At 60.5% G+C, this 16719-nt stretch carries 19 protein-coding genes; 10 read left to right on the forward strand and 9 right to left on the reverse strand.

Features of this window, described 5'->3' with window-relative positions; genetic code table 11:
- From OC605_RS14440 to OC605_RS14450, 3 genes are all read left to right on the forward strand, one after another.
- Positions 1-688: response regulator (locus tag OC605_RS14440; RefSeq protein WP_262137843.1), on the forward strand; the 688-nt coding region annotated here is incomplete at its 5' end.
- 91 nt (positions 689-779) lie between these two features.
- Entirely contained in the window at positions 780-1010 is a 231-nt protein-coding gene (locus tag OC605_RS14445) for a hypothetical protein (RefSeq protein ID WP_262137846.1), read from the forward strand.
- 17 nt (positions 1011-1027) lie between these two features.
- Positions 1028-2005: an SDR family oxidoreductase gene (locus tag OC605_RS14450; protein ID WP_262137848.1), complete on the forward strand. Its 978-nt coding sequence runs from the start codon at positions 1028-1030 to the stop codon at positions 2003-2005.
- On the opposite strand, the gene OC605_RS14455 is transcribed toward OC605_RS14450, so the two are convergent.
- The 5 genes from OC605_RS14455 to OC605_RS14475 form a co-directional block, all read right to left on the reverse strand.
- The gene (locus OC605_RS14455) at positions 1994-3610 is read right to left on the reverse strand and encodes an alpha-amylase family protein (protein WP_262137849.1); all 1617 of its coding nucleotides are present in this window, start codon (positions 3608-3610) and stop codon (positions 1994-1996) included. The genes OC605_RS14450 and OC605_RS14455 overlap by 12 nt on opposite strands.
- The gene (locus OC605_RS14460) at positions 3607-5139 is read right to left on the reverse strand and encodes an alpha-amylase family glycosyl hydrolase (protein ID WP_262137850.1); all 1533 of its coding nucleotides are present in this window, start codon (positions 5137-5139) and stop codon (positions 3607-3609) included. Before OC605_RS14460 ends, OC605_RS14455 begins: the two co-directional genes overlap by 4 nt.
- Before the next feature lie 34 nt (positions 5140-5173).
- On the reverse strand, positions 5174-5695 hold the full coding sequence (locus OC605_RS14465) for a DUF4142 domain-containing protein (protein ID WP_186568346.1): 522 nt from the start codon (positions 5693-5695) through the stop codon (positions 5174-5176).
- A 50-nt stretch (positions 5696-5745) separates the two neighbouring features.
- A complete protein-coding gene (locus OC605_RS14470) occupies positions 5746-5970 on the reverse strand; it encodes a hypothetical protein (protein ID WP_186568348.1) in 225 nt (74 codons plus the stop codon).
- A 133-nt stretch (positions 5971-6103) separates the two neighbouring features.
- Entirely contained in the window at positions 6104-6295 is a 192-nt protein-coding gene (locus tag OC605_RS14475; protein WP_133335258.1) for a YegP family protein, read from the reverse strand.
- 201 nt (positions 6296-6496) lie between these two features.
- On the opposite strand from OC605_RS14475, the gene OC605_RS14480 reads away from it, so the two are divergent.
- Together OC605_RS14480 and OC605_RS14485 are read left to right on the forward strand one after the other, a co-directional pair.
- A complete protein-coding gene (locus OC605_RS14480; protein ID WP_262137855.1) occupies positions 6497-7417 on the forward strand; it encodes a LysR substrate-binding domain-containing protein in 921 nt (306 codons plus the stop codon).
- Between the two features lie 166 nt (positions 7418-7583).
- The gene (locus tag OC605_RS14485) at positions 7584-7949 is read left to right on the forward strand and encodes a 5-carboxymethyl-2-hydroxymuconate Delta-isomerase (RefSeq protein WP_016771238.1); all 366 of its coding nucleotides are present in this window, start codon (positions 7584-7586) and stop codon (positions 7947-7949) included.
- A gap of 3 nt (positions 7950-7952) precedes the next feature.
- Here OC605_RS14485 and OC605_RS14490 read toward each other — a convergent pair whose 3' ends face one another.
- Together OC605_RS14490 and OC605_RS14495 are read right to left on the reverse strand one after the other, a co-directional pair.
- Entirely contained in the window at positions 7953-8888 is a 936-nt protein-coding gene (locus tag OC605_RS14490) for a LysR family transcriptional regulator (protein ID WP_024012014.1), read from the reverse strand.
- Between the two features lie 177 nt (positions 8889-9065).
- Positions 9066-10238: a cyanate transporter gene (locus OC605_RS14495; protein WP_262137856.1), complete on the reverse strand. Its 1173-nt coding sequence runs from the start codon at positions 10236-10238 to the stop codon at positions 9066-9068.
- A 399-nt stretch (positions 10239-10637) separates the two neighbouring features.
- On the opposite strand from OC605_RS14495, the gene OC605_RS14500 reads away from it, so the two are divergent.
- From OC605_RS14500 to OC605_RS14520, 5 genes are all read left to right on the forward strand, one after another.
- Positions 10638-12287: a phosphoethanolamine transferase gene (locus OC605_RS14500; RefSeq protein ID WP_262137857.1), complete on the forward strand. Its 1650-nt coding sequence runs from the start codon at positions 10638-10640 to the stop codon at positions 12285-12287.
- Positions 12288-12450: 163 nt separating this feature from the next.
- A complete protein-coding gene (gene rnd, locus OC605_RS14505) occupies positions 12451-13584 on the forward strand; it encodes a ribonuclease D (RefSeq protein ID WP_125925306.1) in 1134 nt (377 codons plus the stop codon).
- A complete protein-coding gene (locus tag OC605_RS14510) occupies positions 13581-13874 on the forward strand; it encodes a YcgL domain-containing protein (RefSeq protein ID WP_016771234.1) in 294 nt (97 codons plus the stop codon). The genes rnd and OC605_RS14510 overlap by 4 nt, the downstream gene beginning before the upstream one ends.
- A gap of 105 nt (positions 13875-13979) precedes the next feature.
- Positions 13980-14912 (forward strand): D-2-hydroxyacid dehydrogenase, encoded by a 933-nt coding sequence (locus OC605_RS14515; RefSeq protein ID WP_262137859.1) that lies wholly within the window; start codon positions 13980-13982, stop codon positions 14910-14912.
- A gap of 254 nt (positions 14913-15166) precedes the next feature.
- Complete coding sequence (locus OC605_RS14520) at positions 15167-15616, forward strand: YcgN family cysteine cluster protein (protein ID WP_016771232.1); 450 nt, start codon at positions 15167-15169, stop codon at positions 15614-15616.
- A 121-nt stretch (positions 15617-15737) separates the two neighbouring features.
- Here OC605_RS14520 and OC605_RS14525 read toward each other — a convergent pair whose 3' ends face one another.
- Together OC605_RS14525 and OC605_RS14530 are read right to left on the reverse strand one after the other, a co-directional pair.
- Positions 15738-16115, reverse strand: coding sequence for a DUF2892 domain-containing protein (locus tag OC605_RS14525; protein ID WP_262137860.1), 378 nt, complete (start codon positions 16113-16115; stop codon positions 15738-15740).
- Between the two features lie 81 nt (positions 16116-16196).
- The gene (locus OC605_RS14530; protein ID WP_007911337.1) at positions 16197-16667 is read right to left on the reverse strand and encodes an RNA methyltransferase; all 471 of its coding nucleotides are present in this window, start codon (positions 16665-16667) and stop codon (positions 16197-16199) included.
- Positions 16668-16719 lie beyond the last annotated feature (52 nt).

Raw genomic sequence — 16719 nt, forward strand, 5'->3', positions numbered from 1 at the left:
CAACGTCGTTGTCCCGGACGCGACGGACCCGCACCAGGGCGGACTGGCGGCGGGGCGTTACGTCTGCATCGCGATCGCCGATAACGGCGTGGGCATTGCCGCCGACGATCTCGACAAGGGCATGGAGCCGTTCTACACCACGAAAGAGGAAGGTAGCGGCGCTGGCCTCGGGCTATCGATGGTCTACGGCTTCGTCAAGCAATCCGGCGGTGTGGTCAAAATCGAATCGACGCCGGGGCTGGGCACCACGGTGCGCCTGTTCTTCCCGGCGGATGACAGTCAGCTATCGACACCTGGCTCCGCTGAAACCGCAGAAAACCTCAAGGGCACGGAGCGCATCCTGATCGTCGAGGATCGCGCCGAAGTCGCTGAACTGGCGCGCTTCGTACTGTCCGAACAGGGTTACCGGACCACCATCGCTGCAGACGCGAGCGAGGCGCTGGCGATGTTGCAGAGTAGCGAATTTGAGCTGGTCTTCACCGATCTGGTCATGCCCGGTGAGATGAACGGGCTGGCACTGGCGCGAGAAATCAGCCAGCGCTATCCGGCCATGCAGATCCTGCTGACGACCGGCTACTGCGCGGACAAGTCGACGCCCAATGAGCTGGCTGACAATGAGTTCGAATTGATCGCCAAGCCCTACGCGCCGGTGGATCTGCTGCGCAAGCTGCGCTCGATGCTCGGCTGAAAAAACGAACTGACGGCGCACGTTCGGCGTCCATCCTAAAGACCGCATTGAACAACCAGTGAGGGGCCCGATCCCCGAGGAGATGTTGGCAATGAGCGATTATCCGATGGACGAAACCGATTCCGATCACCGCAGCCGCCAGTTCGGCCAGGCGCTGGGGCTGGATGCTGACGAGGTGGAGTCGTGGGTCAGTGCAATCGAAGAGGACGGCAGCGGCATGGGCTATGTCGTGCATTTTTCCAGCGAGACGCCGGTGGACGTACTGGCCAAGGTGCAAGGACTGGGCGAAGACCTGATGATCAATATCGGACCGATTGATTGAGGTCAGGGAGGCGATCCATGCAGGAGCAACCTTTGGTGGTGATAAGTGGCGCCAGTGCCGGCGTCGGGCGTGCGGTGGCTCACCGGTTTGCCGCTGGCGGCTACCGTATCGGCCTGTTGGCGCGTGATCCGGCGGGACTGGCCGCCACGCAAGAGGAGCTGCAAGCGTATGGCGTTCAGGTTGAAGCCATCAGCGTCGACGTCGCCGATGCGCTCGCCGTGCAGCAGGCCGCGCAGCAACTGGAAGCCACGCTCGGACCGCTGGCAGTCTGGGTCAATGTGGCGATGGTCACAGTGCTTGCGCCGATAGAACAATTGTCTGCCGCCGAGATCGAGCGCGTCACTCAGGTGACCTATCTCGGCACGGTTCATGGCACCTTGGCGGCGCTGTCGTTGATGCGTCCGCGCAACAAGGGCCTGATCATCCAGGTCGGCTCGGCACTGGCCTATCGCGCCATTCCGTTGCAGGCCGCCTATTGCGGGGCGAAGTTCGCTGTGCGCGGTTTTACTGATTCATTGCGCTGTGAGTTGCTGCATGAGCGCAGCCATATTCGCGTGTGCATGGTGCAATTGCCGGCGATCAATACCCCGCAGTTCGATTGGGCCCGCAACAAATTGCCCAAGCGTCCCCAACCGGTGCCACCGATTCACGACCCCGACGTGGCAGCACGGGCGATTTTCAGTGTGGTAAAGCATCCGCCGCGAGAGTTGTGGCTAGGGTGGTCGACGATCAAAGCGATTGTCGGCCAGTCGGTCATGCCGGGTTTGCTCGACCGCCTGATGGCGCGCGCCGCCTGGTCCGGTCAGCAGACCAATGAGCCTGAAGACAACGAGCACCCGGACAACCTGTTCGAAGCGCAGCCGGATCGGCATCAGATTCGCGGCCGCTTCGTCGGCCGTTCCAGGGATGCGGCGCTGGCCTTGACCTCGACGCAAGTGCTTGCGGTGTCTGCGCTGATCGCCGGCCTCGTGGCCGTGGTGCTTCTACAGCTCTGACGGTTGCCGGCGAAACCAGCGATAGCCGAAGCCGGCCAGGGTCAGACTCTCGTGCTCGGGGGCGGCATGATTGCGGTCTGCGAGTATCGGTTCATAGCCTTTCAACGTGGCATTGAGCTCGTCGCCGAGGCGCACCGGTTTACCGCTGAGATTGCAGATCATGACCGAGGACGATTGCGCGCGGTGCACGATTGCGAATACTGCCGGATGACCGCTGTCGAGAATTTGCCATTGGCCTTCGCCGACTTCAGCAAGGTTCGCGCGCGCTTGCAGAATGCGCCGGCAGCGACTCAGCAGCGATAGATCATCCGCTTGCTGCGCGACGACGTTGAGTTGCGCAAAAGCGAACGGCCCTTGGTCGATTATCGGTGCGGCCAGCCTGGCTGACGCGGCGGTTGAAAACCCGGCGTTGCGCTCGGCTGACCACTGCATCGGCGTACGCACCGAGAGTCTTTCCGGGCGTCGCAAGTCATCGCCCATGCCGATTTCTTCGCCGTAACGCAGAATCGGCGTGCCGGGCAGCGACGCCAGCAATGCCTGGGCCAGGGCCTGATGAGCAACGTCGCCGCGCAGCATCGGCGCCAGGCGACGCCGGATCCCGCGACCGTAAGCGCGCATGTGCGGATCCGGTGCGAACACTTCCATGACTTCCTTGCGCTCGCGCTCGGTCAAACGTTCCAGATCCAGCTCATCATGGTTGCGCAGCCACACGGCATAACTGGCGCCATCGGGCGGTGTCGGGCGCCGGTGCAGGGCACGGATCAGCGGTTCGGCCTGACCGCGAGCCAAGGCCAGGAACAGGTGATTATTGACCCAGAAATCCAGCGCCAAAGCCAGGCGGTTGCCGTCACCGAAGTAATGGACGAAGCGCTCCGGCTCGACATCGACTTCGCCCATCAGGACGCATTCGGGATTGATCCGCCGCGCCAGCGTCGACAAGCGCTCCAGCAGCCAGACACCTTGTTCCTCGTCGCCACCACCAGCCTGTTCCACCGCATGGGACGCTGCGTCCAGGCGAAAACCTGCCACACCCAGGTCGAGCCAATAGCCCATGATCTGCTCGATTTCCGCGACCACCGCCGGATTGGCCAGATTCAAGTCAGGTTCATGGCGATAGAACAAATGGCGGTAAAACTGCCCGGCCCGTTCGTCCCACTGCCAGATGCTGTCCTCCACCGACGGGAAAATAGGCTGGTTACCATCGTCCACTGGCTGATCCGACCAGATGTAGTAATCACGATAGCGACTATGCCGATCACGCCGTGCTTGAACAAACCACGGGTGCTGATTGCTGGTGTGTTGCAATACCAGTTCCAGCACTACACGTATGCCGCGCTTGTCCGCCTCCCTGAGCAACAGGCGCCAATCCTCTTCGCTGCCGAAGCGCGGCTCGAGCTGTCGATGATCACTGATGTCATACCCGGCATCGCGAAATGGCGAAGCGAAAATCGGTAACAGCCACAGCGTGCCGACGCCCATTGTCTGCAGGTAGTCGAGTCGGTCGATGACTCCGCGCAAGTCACCGCAGCCGTCGCCGTTGCTGTCGAGGAACAGTGATGGATCAATCTGATAGATCAGGGTTCTGCGATACCAGTCGGCGCTCATGTTGAGCCCTCGGCCGGGCGCAGGATCAGCGCTTGTTCCGGTGCCAGCATTCCGTTGAAGGGCTGGTCTGCGGCAACGGTGTCACTAGCGACGTCGACCCGCCAACGACCGGACATTGGAAAGCTGTGTTCGCGCTGGTCGAAATTGATGCAGACAATCCGTTCGTCTCCCGTGCAGTGACGCCGATACGCCAGCACTTGCGGGTGTGACGGCAATTCCTGCCAGTCGCCCAGACGCAACGCTTCACTCTTGCGGCGGCAATCGAGCAATTGGCGATACAGCGTGAGCGTTGATTTGGTTGAGCCTTGTTGCACCTGCACCGCCAGATCGGCGGCGTCCGGCGGGAAGGGCAGCCACGGCGCGGACCCGCTCCAGCCGTGTGGCGGATCGGCAGCCCAGGGAATCGGCCCGCGACTGCCATCGCGGCCGCCGGGGTCCACGCGAGTTTGCGCTTCGACCACGGTGTCCTCCAAGGCCAGCTCGTCGCCCTGAAAAATGAGCGGCGTGCCACGCAGGGTCAGCAGCATCACCGCGGCCGCCCGCGCCCTGCGCAGAGAGCCACCGTAACGACTGCGGATGCGTCGGTTGTCATGGTTGGACAAGGCCCACGTCGGCCACGCTGACTGCGCCCCAAGAAGGTTTTCCACGTCGCGAATGCACAGGCGAAACACCACTGGATCCCAAGGTGCATCCAGGGGCGGAAAATTGAACGACATATGCAGTTCATCGCTGGCGCCGTAGTACGCGGCCACCCGAGCGGTGGAACGGATGTTCACTTCGCCGATCAGCACGCGGTCGCCGGGGTAGCCGTCGACCAGACGGCGCAACCCACGCAGCACTTCATGGCTGTACGGCTGATCATTGATCTGCACCATGGTTTCGCCGGCCAGGCAGCGCGGATCATCGGCGAACGTCGGATCCTTGCCGACGCAATGCACCACATCGATCCGGAAGCCATCGACGCCGCGATCCAGCCAGAACCGCAGCACCTCGTGCATGGCCTGCACGACTTCGGGGTTATGCCAGTTGAGATCCGGCTGTTGCGGCAAAAAGAAGTGCAAATAGTATTGCTGGCTGCCTTCGTCCCAGCTCCAGGCACTGCCGCCATCGATCGAGGCGCGCCAGTTGTTCGGTTGATCTCGCCAGATGTACCAGTCGCGCTTGCGACTGTCGCGGCTGGCGCGGGATTCGATGAACCACGGATGCTGATCGGAAGTGTGATTGGGCACGAAATCCATCAGCACCTTGATGCCACGGTTGTGCGCTTGTGAAATCAGGTTGTCGAGATCGGCGAGATGGCCGAACAGCGGATCGATGTCGGTGTAATCGCAAATGTCATAGCCGGCATCGACCATCGGCGATCGGTACACCGGCGACAGCCACAATGCGTCGATGCCCAGCGCCTTGAGGTAATCGAGCCGAGCGATCAGGCCGGGCAGATCACCAATGCCGTCACCGTTGGCGTCGGCGAAGGAGCGCGGGTAAACCTGATAGATGACTGCGTGTTTCCACCAGGGCGATGTCGACATGGTTTCTCCTTGAACCGTGCTGTGCGGACTCGATCTAGGGCTTGGGCGGCGTCAGTGCACCGGCGGAGGGTTTGAGCTTTTCCTGTAGACCGCGGGCGGTTTTCGCCTGTTCTTCAATGCTTGGCAAAGCGGATTGAGCGAAGGCTTTGAGCTGCGGATTTTGCGATGACATGGCTTCTTTCTTGAACAGCATCAGCTTTTGCTCGAGGGTTTCGGCCTGGCTGTCGATGTAGATGCGGTCGAAGGCGTCGTCCCTTGATTCAAGGCGTAGCTGCTTGGCTTTGGATGCCATCGAGGGCTCGGCGGGAACCGCCATATGCTGGCTTTGCCCCAGTTGCCGGATTTGCTTATCGAAACGCTCGTTGTCGGCGATCATTTGGCTGGCGAACGCTTTGACCTCGGGCAGGCTGGCCTTTTCCAGCGCGATGCGCGAACTGTTGCTCTGGAACAGGCTTTGCTGCGCCGCCTCTTCGATGAAGGCATCAATAGTGTCCGCATGGCCAGGCTGAATACTCATAGCCAGCATCGCCAAGCAGATCGCGACGAATGATTTCATGGTGCATAACCTCCGCAGCCTCTAAGAAATAGTGGCGGGCCCGGCACGGCTCATGGCTGCTGATAGTGGCCAGGGACATTGTCGCCTTCATCGGGCCTGGTGCGTTTCTGTACCTGCACGTCGCTCAGTGAAGCGGTTTTCAATTCAGGGAAAGCGGTCTTGACCAGGGTTTCCGCGAGACCGGGATCAAGGGTGTCGCCATCGTGGATCAGCGTGCGGCTTTGCGGCTGGTTGTCGACGATGAAACTGATGAGGTAGCGGTGCTCATGGGACATGGCTGAAATCCTTGGGTGCATGGCAGCAAAAATTGCAGTACATGCACCTTTGATGAACACCGCTGACAAGCATTCAAATAAACGCTTTGAAGAGCGACAGACGGTGCCGCTTCGCCGATGAAAAGGGTCTCGCTCAAATTTCCTTGATTGGCGTCTCGCCCTGTACGGCTTTGATCAGGTTGATCACGTGCAGGCAATCGGCCTTGTTCACATACGACTCGCCGCTGGCCACCGTCTCGTGGTTGCGCGCGCGCAGACGCCAGCGCCATTGACCTTTGCCAGAGCTCGGGGTGCCGCGGGTTTGTCGGTAGATTTCGAAATACATGGGTTCGCTCCCTGCGATTGATAGGCGCGCCAACCTCTGTGGCGCATCGACGCAAGCCTAGCGCAGCGGTTTTTTTTGGCTATCGCGGATTTGTTTCCAATCGTTCGCGGATGTTTCTGCAAAAGCCGCCGCATAAACGTTTATGGACGGCATCCCCAAGGCCTTTCTACACTGCCGCTATTCCGGGAGCAGGGGCAATGGATGAACCGCAATGAACTACGCAAGGCCGACATCAACCTGATGGTGGTGTTCGAGACCCTGATGCTGGAACGCAATGTGACCCGCGCAGCGGAGAAGCTGTTTCTTGGCCAGCCGACCATCAGTTCGGCACTCAACCGTTTGCGCACGATGCTCAATGATCCGCTGTTCATCCGCGTCGGCCATCGCATGGAACCGACGGCCCGCGCCGAAGACATTTACCGCCATCTCAAACCGGCACTGGATTCACTGTCGGCGGCGCTGAGCCTGACCCGCGATTTTGATCCCGCCACCAGCACCATGACCTTTCGCATCGGCCTGTCCGATGACGTCGAATTCGGCCTGCTGCCGCCGCTGTTGCGCGCATTGCGTCAAGAGGCGCCGAACGTGGTGTTCGTGGTGCAGCATGTCGATTACTGGCGCATTCCCGACCTGCTCGCTGCCGGCGATATCACCGTCGGCATCAGCCAGACCCGGGGCCTGCCGGCCAACGCCAAACGCAAACTGCTGCGGCACATCCAGCCGAGCATCCTGCGCGCCGATGCCTCTGCTACACCGCTGACCCTCGACGAATATTGCGCTCGCCCGCATGTGCTGGTGTCGCACACCGCCAATGTCAGTGGCTACGCCGATGAGTGGCTGGCGGAGCTGGGCCGCACGCGGCAGGTGGTGTTGTCGGTGCCGCAGTACAGCGCACTGCCAGCGCTGCTGGCCGGCACCGACCTGATCGCCAGTCTGCCGGATTACGCCGCAGCGGCGATGGCGGCGTCCGGGGCGCTGTTCCAGGAACCGTTTCCGTTCAAGACGCCGACACTGGACCTGTCGATGGTCTGGCTCAGCCACGTCGACAGCGACCCGGCCGAACGCTGGCTGCGCTCGCGGCTCGAAGCGTTCATGAGTGAACGGCCGCTGATTCCGTCCTGACAAGCACCACGCAACCCTGTGGGAGCGAGCCTGCTCGCGAAGCGGTTCGGCAGGCGCAGATGTGCAACCTGAAAGGACGCTTTCGCGAGCGGGCTCGCTCCCACAAATGACGCTGTGTGATTGTGGTATATGTACGCCCCCCGCACCCACCGACTGGAGATCCGTAATGCCACACCTGCACATGGAATACACCGCCAACCTGACGCAGTTGAACGCTGACATCGCCCTGATTCGGCTCAACAACACGCTGGTCGGTTCCGGTCAGTTCGGCGCAGAGTTCGATATCAAGAGCCGCGCGATCAAGATCGACAACTTCAAGGTCGGCACGGCGCAAGGCGAGCGTGCCTTCGTCCATGTGAAGCTGGCCTTGCTCAGCGGGCGCTCGGCGGAGATCAAGAAGCAGCTCTCGCAAAGTCTGCTGGCAGTGTTGCAGGAACTCTGCGAATGGCCGGCCGGGCTCGAAGTGCAACTGTGTGTCGAACTGCTCGACATCGATCGCGAGTCCTACAGCAAAGCTGCGATCGGCGTCTGACGCTCAGGCGTTTTCCAGCTCGCTGCACACTTGAATCACCTGTTCGCGCAGCCAGACGTTGGCGCTGTCCTGATCGGCGTTCTGGCTCCACTGCATGTCGAGGGTGAAACCCGGCAAGCCATTGGGCGCCTCGCAGTGGTTGAACACCGCGTCGTTGGTCAGCAAACGCTGGATACGCCGGGGCAGGGTGAGGATGAAATCGGTGCCGGTGATCATCTTCAACGCGGCGCTGTAGCTGTTCGAGCGCGCGACGATCTGGCGTTTCTGCGCCTGCCGCGCCAGCCAGCCATCGACCATGTTGGTGCTCGAGGTCCACGGCGTCGGGAACACATGCCGACGTTCGGTGAATGCTTGCAGGCTCAAACGCGGTTCCAGTGGCGTGGCGCGTTTGTCGAAGACGCAGACCAGGTCATCTTCCAGCAGCATCCGTGATTTCAGATCCGCATGCTGGCGGTGAAAGTGCGGGCCGAAACTGATCACCAGATCGAGGCTGCCGTCGCGCAACTCTTCGGCCGGAACGTCGGTTTCAAACTTGTGCATGTTGACCATCACCGGCAAATCGTCGAAGTCGAAGCGCTTCAACAGTCGCGGCAGAATCAGTTGCTCGAAGTATTCCGGTGCGCAAATGTTGAAAGTCACCGCCTGCCGGCTCGGGTCGAAGGCCGGGGCACCGGCGTGGCAGAGGTTGATGCTTTCGAGGATTTTCTGCACATGGCCGTACATGCTGCAGGCCTTGTAGGTCGGGCGCATGCCGGTGCGGGTGTTGATGAACAGTTCGTCTTCGAAACTGGTGCGCAGTTTCTTCAGGCAATAACTGACGGTGGACTGGCTGACGAACAAAGTTTCCGAGACATCGGTGACACTGCTCTGCTCGTACACGGCCACAAATACCATCAAGTCCTGCATGTCGAGCTTGCGAAGCAAATTACTGTTCAGCATGAGTTCCGTCTCGCTGTGCCCCCTTGCGCAGAATTCGCGCAAACGTGTGCGTACGATCCTAACGGAACGATGGTGCCAGGAGAAACCCTTGTAGGACATTTCACGGACACATGTGGGACAGAAACTTTTAGCAACACGACGTTGCCAATCTCGTGCGCGAAAGATGGCCAGAGGCCTCTAGCCCGGGCGAGGCAAGTAGCGTGCGTAGTGGCGAGGGTCGAAGCGCATCCCCATCAGCAGCATGATCACCATCACCGCCGTCAACGCCCACCACGCGCTTTCGAAATTGCCCAGCCGATCGCGAATCATCCCTGCCAACAGTGGCGACAGTCCTGCGATCAGATAACCGATCCCCTGTACAAACGCGGTCAGGCCACCGGCGCGCTGCGGCTCGTCGCAGTGATCCAGCGCGACGATCAGGCTCATCGGAAACAGACCGCCAATCCCCAGCCCCAACAGACAAGGCCACAGCAGCGCAAGATGTTGCGGGGCGAGAATCAGCCCGCAGAAACCGCCGATGATCAGCAACAGCAGAACCGCCAATATCCCGCGTCGATCACGGCTGCGATTGGCGATCGCAGGCACTGCCAGGCCGGAAATGACCTCCATCGCTGTAAGAAAACCCAACAGCAGCCCGGCGTTCTGTTCACTCCAGCCTTTTTCCACGTAATACGGGGCGAGCCAGGCGAGGACACAGGTGTAGGACGCCGTACCGAGGCCAAAGAAAATCGCCAGCAACCAGGCGCGAGGGCGGGTGATGAAAGACTCCCGCCGGGTCACCGTTGATATGGCTTGCGCGGGCTGCAAGCACCAGACCAGCAATGCGACCAATGCCAACGCGGCCCAGATGGCCAGCCCCACGCGCCAGTTGCCGGCCTGCACCATCACCAGCGGCGCGAACGATGCGGCAATCGCCGCGCCGCCCATGATTGACGTGACGTAGACGCCCATGCACAACGCCACGTTGTCAGCAAAGCGCGATTTGATCAGCGCCGGCATCAATGCCTGAATCAGGGCTATGCCAATGCCGGCCAGTATCGCGCTGACGATCAGCTCGGCCGCCGAATCGATAAACAGCCGTGACAGGCTCGCCAGCCCGATGACCAACAGCGACAGCAGCACCGTGCGTTGTTCGCCCAGGCGCCGGCTGATGCCCAGGCCGAAGAACATCGCCAGCCCCATGGCCATCACCGGCAGCATCGTCAGCAGAGAGGCAAGCGTGAAGCTCAACGGTATATCGCCACGGATCGCCGACAGCAGCGGCCCGATGGCTGCCATTGATGGGCGCAGATTAAGTGCGACAAGAATGATCGCGAGCATCAGCCAAGCGGCGGGGCGGGTGTGATTCATCAGCGGGCCTTCGAATGCAGGGGCTGATGATTAGGCGTCGCGACGCGCGCATCGGCAAATCAGAAAACCCCGGGCCAGACCTAAAAACTCGATAACACCCCTGTCCTAATGTGGGAGCGAGCCTGCTCGCGAATGCGTTACTCCAGACAAACAATTATTGACACTGCGCTTTCGCGAGCAGGCTCGCTCCCACAGAGGACATTGCGAAGTGCCTGAAACTGAATAAACCCTGAACCATTCTCAAATACTCGCAAACTTTCACGTTCGTACTCCGAGGCAACTAATCATTAGCATCTTTTTCACGAAAAATTGATCCATGGCTGCCTAAAGTTGGGCATGCCTCGGTGAATGACATTTTCACAATCGACGAGGCTCTTCTTTCAGGAACAGTCACTCATCATGTTGAAGTTAAAAGCCGTGCGCCCGGAATGGGTGACGTTGTTTGCCAGCGCCTTTTTATTGCTCGGTTTCAATCTGGTGCTTTGGCAACATCTGTTCGAGATCACCGCCGCCGATGGCAAGGGCATCGCCATGCGCGTGGCCTTCGCTGTGATGATCTTTGCCGCGTTCAACATAGTCCTGACGTTATTCGCGTTCCGGCCGCTGCTCAAACCACTGTTGACTCTTTTGTTTTTAGTCAGCGCCGGCGTGGCTTATTTCATGAGCCAGTATGGCGTGATGATTGATGCTGGCATGTTGCGCAACTTTGCCGAGACCAACGTCACGGAAGTGCGCGATCTGCTGTCGTTGAAGTTGTTTGCTTATATTCTCTTGCTGGGTATTTTGCCGTGTTTGTTGTTGTGGAAAGTACCGGTCAATTATCGCCGCTGGCATCGCGAGTTGTTCAGCAAAGTTATTGTCAGTGTTGCCTCGGCGGCGGTGATCGGTGTTGTCGCATTGGCCAACTATCAAGGCTTGTCGTCGCTGTTTCGCAATCACCACGAAATTCGCCTGATGCTGGTGCCGAGCAATTACATCGGCGCATCCATTGGTTATCTGCAAGAGCAAGTGGTTTCGGCGCAGCAGCCGTTCATCAAGATCGGCGAAGATGCCCAGCGCAATCCCGACCTGCAGCTACAGCCACGCAAATCCCTCACGGTGCTGGTGGTGGGGGAGAGTGCGCGGGCGCAGAACTTCGGCATTCTCGGTTATGACCGCGACACCACCCCGCAACTGGACAAAGAGGCTGGCCTGATCGCTTTTACTGACGTGCATTCCTGCGGCACGGAAACCGCAGTCTCGGTACCGTGCATGTTCTCCAACATGGGCCGCAAGGATTACAACGCCAGCAAGGCCAGGAATGAAGAAGGCTTGCTCGATGTGCTCAAGCGTGCCGGCATCGATGTGATCTGGCGCGATAACCAGTCCGGCTGCAAAGGCACTTGCGACCGCGTCACGGTGCAGGATGTCAGCAAGTTGCAAGACCCTGCGCTGTGCGCCAACAGCGAGTGTCGCGATGAAATCCTCCTGCAAGGTCTGCAAAGTTTCATCGATCATCTGGACAAGGACACCGTGCTGGTTCTGCACCAGATGGGCAGTCATGGCCCGGACTACTTCAAGCGTTATCCCAAGGAGTACGAACACTTCACTCCGGTCTGTGAAAGTAACGCGCTGAACAATTGCAGCCGCGAAAGTATCGTCAACGGTTACGACAACACTTTGGTCTACACCGACCATGTGCTGGCGAGCCTGATCGATGTGCTGCGCAGCAATCAGGACAAAGTCGACACCGCCATGCTCTATCTGTCGGACCACGGCGAATCGCTGGGCGAATACAACCTGTTTCTGCACGGCACGCCTTATATGCTGGCGCCCGAGCAACAGAAGCATGTAGCGATGCTGGCGTGGTTCTCCGACAGCTATCAGAAGGCCTACTCGGTCGACACCCATTGCCTGCAACTGAGCCGGGACAAACCGCTGAGCCAGGACAATCTGTTTCACTCGATGCTCGGCCTGCTGGAAGTGCGCAGCAGCGTGTATCAGCCGGCGCTGGACATGTTTGCCGGTTGTCGCGGCGCGGTGATCGACGGCGTGTTGGCCAAGCAGTGAAGCGTTTCCTGCCCGTCGCGCCAATGCGACGGGCCTTTCTGTTTCTGCTGTCAGACTATTCTTGCTGACAGGCAAGACATTTCCTTACAGCTCTTGCCCTTCAAAGGCGCGTAAATCGTCGGTGGCGATATATACTGCGCGCCATTCTTCAAGGGAGAGCCGTGTGGCTATCGATATTCACTGGATTCGCGACAACGAAAGCCTCGCGCAGTTTTGCGCCGAGTGGCAGCAGCTGCCGTTCGTTGCCCTCGACACCGAATTCATGCGGGTCGACACCTTCTACCCGATTGCCGGCCTGTTGCAGATCGGCGACGGCAAACGCGCCTACCTGATCGATCCGCTGACCATCAACGCCTGGCAACCGCTGGCTGCGTTGCTGGAAAACCCGGCGGTGCTGAAAGTCCTGCACGCCTGTAGCGAAGACCTCGAAGTGCTGTTGCGCCTGACCGGCAGCCTGCCGGCGCCGCTGTTCGACACGCAACTGGCCGCCGCTTACCTGAACCTCGGCTTTTCGATGGGCTACTCGCGTCTGGTGCAGGAGGTGCTCGGCATCGACCTGCCCAAGGGCGAGACCCGTTCCGACTGGTTGCAGCGTCCGCTGTCCGAAACCCAGATCAGCTATGCCGCCGAAGACGCCGTGCATCTGGCCGAAGTGTTCGTCGAGTTGCGCCCCAGGCTGTCCGACGACAAGTTCGCCTGGGTGCTGGAGGATGGCGCCGAACTGGTCGCCAACCTGCGCCGCGAGACCGATCCGTACGAGGTCTATCGCGAGGCGAAACTGGCGTGGAAGCTGTCCCGTGCGCAACTGGCCGTGCTGCGTGAGCTGTGCGCCTGGCGCGAAAAAGAAGCCCGCGCCCGCGACCTGCCGCGCAACCGCATCGTCCGGGAACACTCGCTGTGGCCCCTGGCCCGCACGCAGCCGGATAACCTCGCGGCGCTGGGCAAGATCGAAGACATGCACCCGCGTACCGTACGTCAGGACGGGCAGTTTCTGCTTGATCTGATCAAGCGCTCTGGCAGTGTGGGGCCGGATCAATGGCCGCCGGCAGTGCCCGAGCCGTTGCCGATCGAAGCCGCTGCGCTGATCAAACAACTGCGCGCGCTGGGTCAGGCCGAGGCCGAACGCCTGGGTATTGCCCCGGAACTGATGCTGCGCAAGAAAACCCTCGAAGCCCTGGTCAAAAGCGGCTTCCCCGAGGGTCCTTACCAATTGCCCGATTCGCTGCGTGGCTGGCGCCGCGAATTGCTCGGCCAGAAGCTGCTCGACAGCCTGGCCACCGCCGGAGAACAGCCTTGAAACGTATTTGCTCCATCTACCAAAGCTCCAAGCGCAGCGGCATGTATCTCTACGTGCTCAAGAGCGATGCGCTCGAGCGCGTGCCGGATGCGCTGATGACGGCTTTCGGCAAAGCGAAGCATTCCTTCGATCTGGTGCTGTCGCCCGAGCGCAAGCTGGCCAGCGAAGACATCACCGTGGTTCTGGAAAACCTCGACAAGCAGGGCTATCACCTGCAGATGCCACCGGCCGAGGACGAGTACATCGAGCACTTGCCCGAAGAGTTGCTGCGACGCAACGACCCGGTCTGACCCGCGAGGCCCTGTCCTGGGCCTCGGTTAACCCTGGAACTGTTTTTACCGCGATGGCCGGCCCCAACCCGGCGGCTGTCTGCACGGTTTGCGAAAGGTTTGAAGATGCGCGTTCTGATTGCTGAACACGACCACGCGATATACGCCCGCCTGCTGCGTCAGGCACTGCCCGAGCTTGAAATCCTGACCAGCGGCGACTCCGCTGAACTGGCGCGGCAGGCCGCCGATTGCCCGGTGTGGCTGGGCCAGCCGGATCTGCTCGCGACCCTGCTGCGCCAGGGCCATCAACCGCAATGGCTGCAATCGACCTGGGCCGGCATCACGCCGCTGCTCGCCGACGGCCTGCGCCGCGACTATCGCCTGACCCGCGCCGTGGGAATCTTCGGTCAGGTCATGGCCGAATACGTGCTGACCTACATCCTCGGCCATGAACGCGAAGTGCTGGCGCGGCTGGTCAGTCAGGTCGAGCGCAAGTGGGACAACCGCAGCGGCCAGAGTCTGGTCGGGCGCAAGGTGCTGATCGTCGGCACCGGTGACATCGGCCAGAGCGTTGCGCAGTTTCTCCTGCCGTTCGGCGTCGAGCTTTATGGCATCGCCAGCAGCGCCCGCGAACAGGCGCCGTTTGTCGAAGTCGGCGCGCTGGCGGATCTGCCGCGTCTGGTGGGCGAGGTGGACTACGTGGTCAATCTGCTGCCGAACACCGAACACACCCACGATATCTACGACGCGGCGCTGTTCAAGCAATTCAAACCGACCGGACTGTTCATCAACGCTGGACGCGGTGTCGCGGTGGTCGATGCCGATCTGGTTGAAGCTTTGAAAGAAGGGCACCTGGCCGGCGCGGTGATCGACGTCTGCCGTCAGGAACCATTGCCGCAACGCCATCCGTTCTGGACCGCGTGGGGCTTGCTCCTGACCGGGCACAGCTCGGCACCGACCTCGCCGGCGCTGATGGTGGATTTGTTTGTGCAGAATCTGAAAGCGTATGAGGCGGGTGAAGCGTTGCGCGGCGAGGTGGATTTCACCCGCGGTTACTGACTCACCACCGATTTCGCTGTGGGAGCGAGCCTGCTCGCGAAGAGGGCGTGTCAGTCGACAACAGCGTGTCTGACACAGCGCTTTCGCGAGCAGGCTCGCTCCCACATTGGTTTCAAAGTGCAGTCACCAGTTTGCTCAGTGGGCGGCGCTGGCGCTGACAAGCGGATTTACCGACAGTCGCCAGCGCTTGGCCCTTGCGCTCGCTGGCACTAGACTGGCGGCCTTTTCACCACCTTGATGTTGATGCTTGAGCCATGGCCGCCATAGTCGAACCGTTCTGGAAACGCAAAACCCTCGATCAGCTCGATCACGAGGAGTGGGAATCGCTGTGTGACGGCTGCGGTCTGTGCTGCCTGCAAAAGCTCGAGGATGAAGAAGACAACAGCGTCTATTACACGCGCATCGCCTGCAAACTGCTGGATCTGAAAACCTGCCAGTGCAGCGATTATCCGAACCGGATCAAGTTTGTCCCGGACTGCATCCAGCTTACGCCGGGTCAGGCGGAAGAATTCAAATGGCTGCCGCCGACCTGCGGTTATCGGCTGGTCAGCGAGGGCAAGGATCTGCCGTTATGGCATCACCTGGTGTGTGGCGACCGCGACGCGGTGCACCATGAGCGGATTTCCCAGTCGGGGCGCATGCTCGCCGAAGGCAGCGTGCCGGAGGATGACTGGGAAGATCATCTGATTTTTCGCGCGGGCTGATGAGGTGGTGGGTTGTTGAACCCGTAAAGATCAAAAGATCGCAGCCTTCGGCAGCTCCTACAATGGAAAACGTGATTCCGTGTAGGAGCTGCCGAAGGCTGCGATCTTTTGCTTTAAAGCCTCAGACGCCGGCTTTCGGCGAGGTCAGCGAATCGTTGCCGGTAACGGTTGCCGTTTCGGTGGCCACTTCGGCATTGGTCTTCAGCTTGTTCAGCTCTTCCCCAGCGCGTTCGATCTTCGCCCGCACATTGCTCATGTCCTGACGGCCTTTTTCCAGCAGGCTTTTCGCCGAGCAGTGCCCGGTAATGCCACGGGCCACGGCCATGCCGCCGAGCGCCACTTGAATCAGGCCGAACACGCCGCCACGGCGCAGGCCCTTGCCGACCATCAGCACGCCGCCGGTCAACGAGCCGACGCGCTCCCAGCCATGCACGTTCTTGTGCAAAGGCGACTGGAACGGGGTGGATTCGATGCGTTCTACGCGTTTGAGCTCGCTCATGATCTATCTCCTGGCAGGGTGCGATTGATAGATAAGCTGACTGCCAGGGCGGTCAGCTTGTTCCATCGAATGTGCGACGCTTCAGCGGAATTTCGGCCCGGAGCGGGTGTTCAGGCCTTTGGCCATGCGGTCGTAGAGCACGACGTTGACCGTGGCGGCGAGGTTCATGCAGCCGGTGGTCGGGATGTACACGACGTCTTCGCACCAGTCGCGAATCTCTTTATCCAGCGAACCGTCCTCGGGGCCGAAGATGTACAGGGCGCGGTCGGGGTGGGTGTATTCCGGCAACGGCCGGGCGCCTTCGACCAGTTCCACGGCGACGGGCACGCAGTTGAGCGGGAGGATTTTTTTCAGGTCGTCGATGCCGATCAGCGGGATGTCGTAGTGCACGCGCTTGGTGTCGGTGACGAAATCGGCGGCGCGTTCATAACGCTTGCCGGTGTAGAACACCGACGCCACGCCGTAACAGCCTGCGGCGCGCATCACCGAACCGACGTTCTCCGGTGATTTGGGGTTATACAAACCAATGCAGCTGTACCGTTTGTCTGCCACGAGCGGGGTGCCTTCGGGAAAAAGAGGGCGATTATACGGGGATTGGGGGAGG

Origin of the sequence: Pseudomonas sp. Marseille-Q5117 (assembly GCF_946901175.1) — a bacterium.
Lineage (GTDB): Bacteria > Pseudomonadota > Gammaproteobacteria > Pseudomonadales > Pseudomonadaceae > Aquipseudomonas > Aquipseudomonas iranensis.

Excerpts from the sequence above, each read along its gene's own strand:
- OC605_RS14445 (WP_262137846.1), top strand. The coding sequence starts at position 780 with ATGAGCGATTATCCGATGGACGAAACCGATTCCGATCACCGCAGCCGC.
- OC605_RS14450 (WP_262137848.1), top strand. The coding sequence starts at position 1,028 with ATGCAGGAGCAACCTTTGGTGGTGATAAGTGGCGCCAGTGCCGGCGTC.
- OC605_RS14455 (WP_262137849.1), bottom strand. The coding sequence starts at position 3,610 with ATGAGCGCCGACTGGTATCGCAGAACCCTGATCTATCAGATTGATCCA.
- OC605_RS14460 (WP_262137850.1), bottom strand. The coding sequence starts at position 5,139 with ATGTCGACATCGCCCTGGTGGAAACACGCAGTCATCTATCAGGTTTAC.
- OC605_RS14465 (WP_186568346.1), bottom strand. The coding sequence starts at position 5,695 with ATGAAATCATTCGTCGCGATCTGCTTGGCGATGCTGGCTATGAGTATT.
- OC605_RS14470 (WP_186568348.1), bottom strand. The coding sequence starts at position 5,970 with ATGTCCCATGAGCACCGCTACCTCATCAGTTTCATCGTCGACAACCAG.
- OC605_RS14475 (WP_133335258.1), bottom strand. The coding sequence starts at position 6,295 with ATGTATTTCGAAATCTACCGACAAACCCGCGGCACCCCGAGCTCTGGC.
- OC605_RS14480 (WP_262137855.1), top strand. The coding sequence starts at position 6,497 with ATGAACCGCAATGAACTACGCAAGGCCGACATCAACCTGATGGTGGTG.
- OC605_RS14485 (WP_016771238.1), top strand. The coding sequence starts at position 7,584 with ATGCCACACCTGCACATGGAATACACCGCCAACCTGACGCAGTTGAAC.
- OC605_RS14490 (WP_024012014.1), bottom strand. The coding sequence starts at position 8,888 with ATGCTGAACAGTAATTTGCTTCGCAAGCTCGACATGCAGGACTTGATG.
- OC605_RS14495 (WP_262137856.1), bottom strand. The coding sequence starts at position 10,238 with ATGAATCACACCCGCCCCGCCGCTTGGCTGATGCTCGCGATCATTCTT.
- OC605_RS14500 (WP_262137857.1), top strand. The coding sequence starts at position 10,638 with ATGTTGAAGTTAAAAGCCGTGCGCCCGGAATGGGTGACGTTGTTTGCC.
- OC605_RS14515 (WP_262137859.1), top strand. The coding sequence starts at position 13,980 with ATGCGCGTTCTGATTGCTGAACACGACCACGCGATATACGCCCGCCTG.
- OC605_RS14520 (WP_016771232.1), top strand. The coding sequence starts at position 15,167 with ATGGCCGCCATAGTCGAACCGTTCTGGAAACGCAAAACCCTCGATCAG.
- OC605_RS14525 (WP_262137860.1), bottom strand. The coding sequence starts at position 16,115 with ATGAGCGAGCTCAAACGCGTAGAACGCATCGAATCCACCCCGTTCCAG.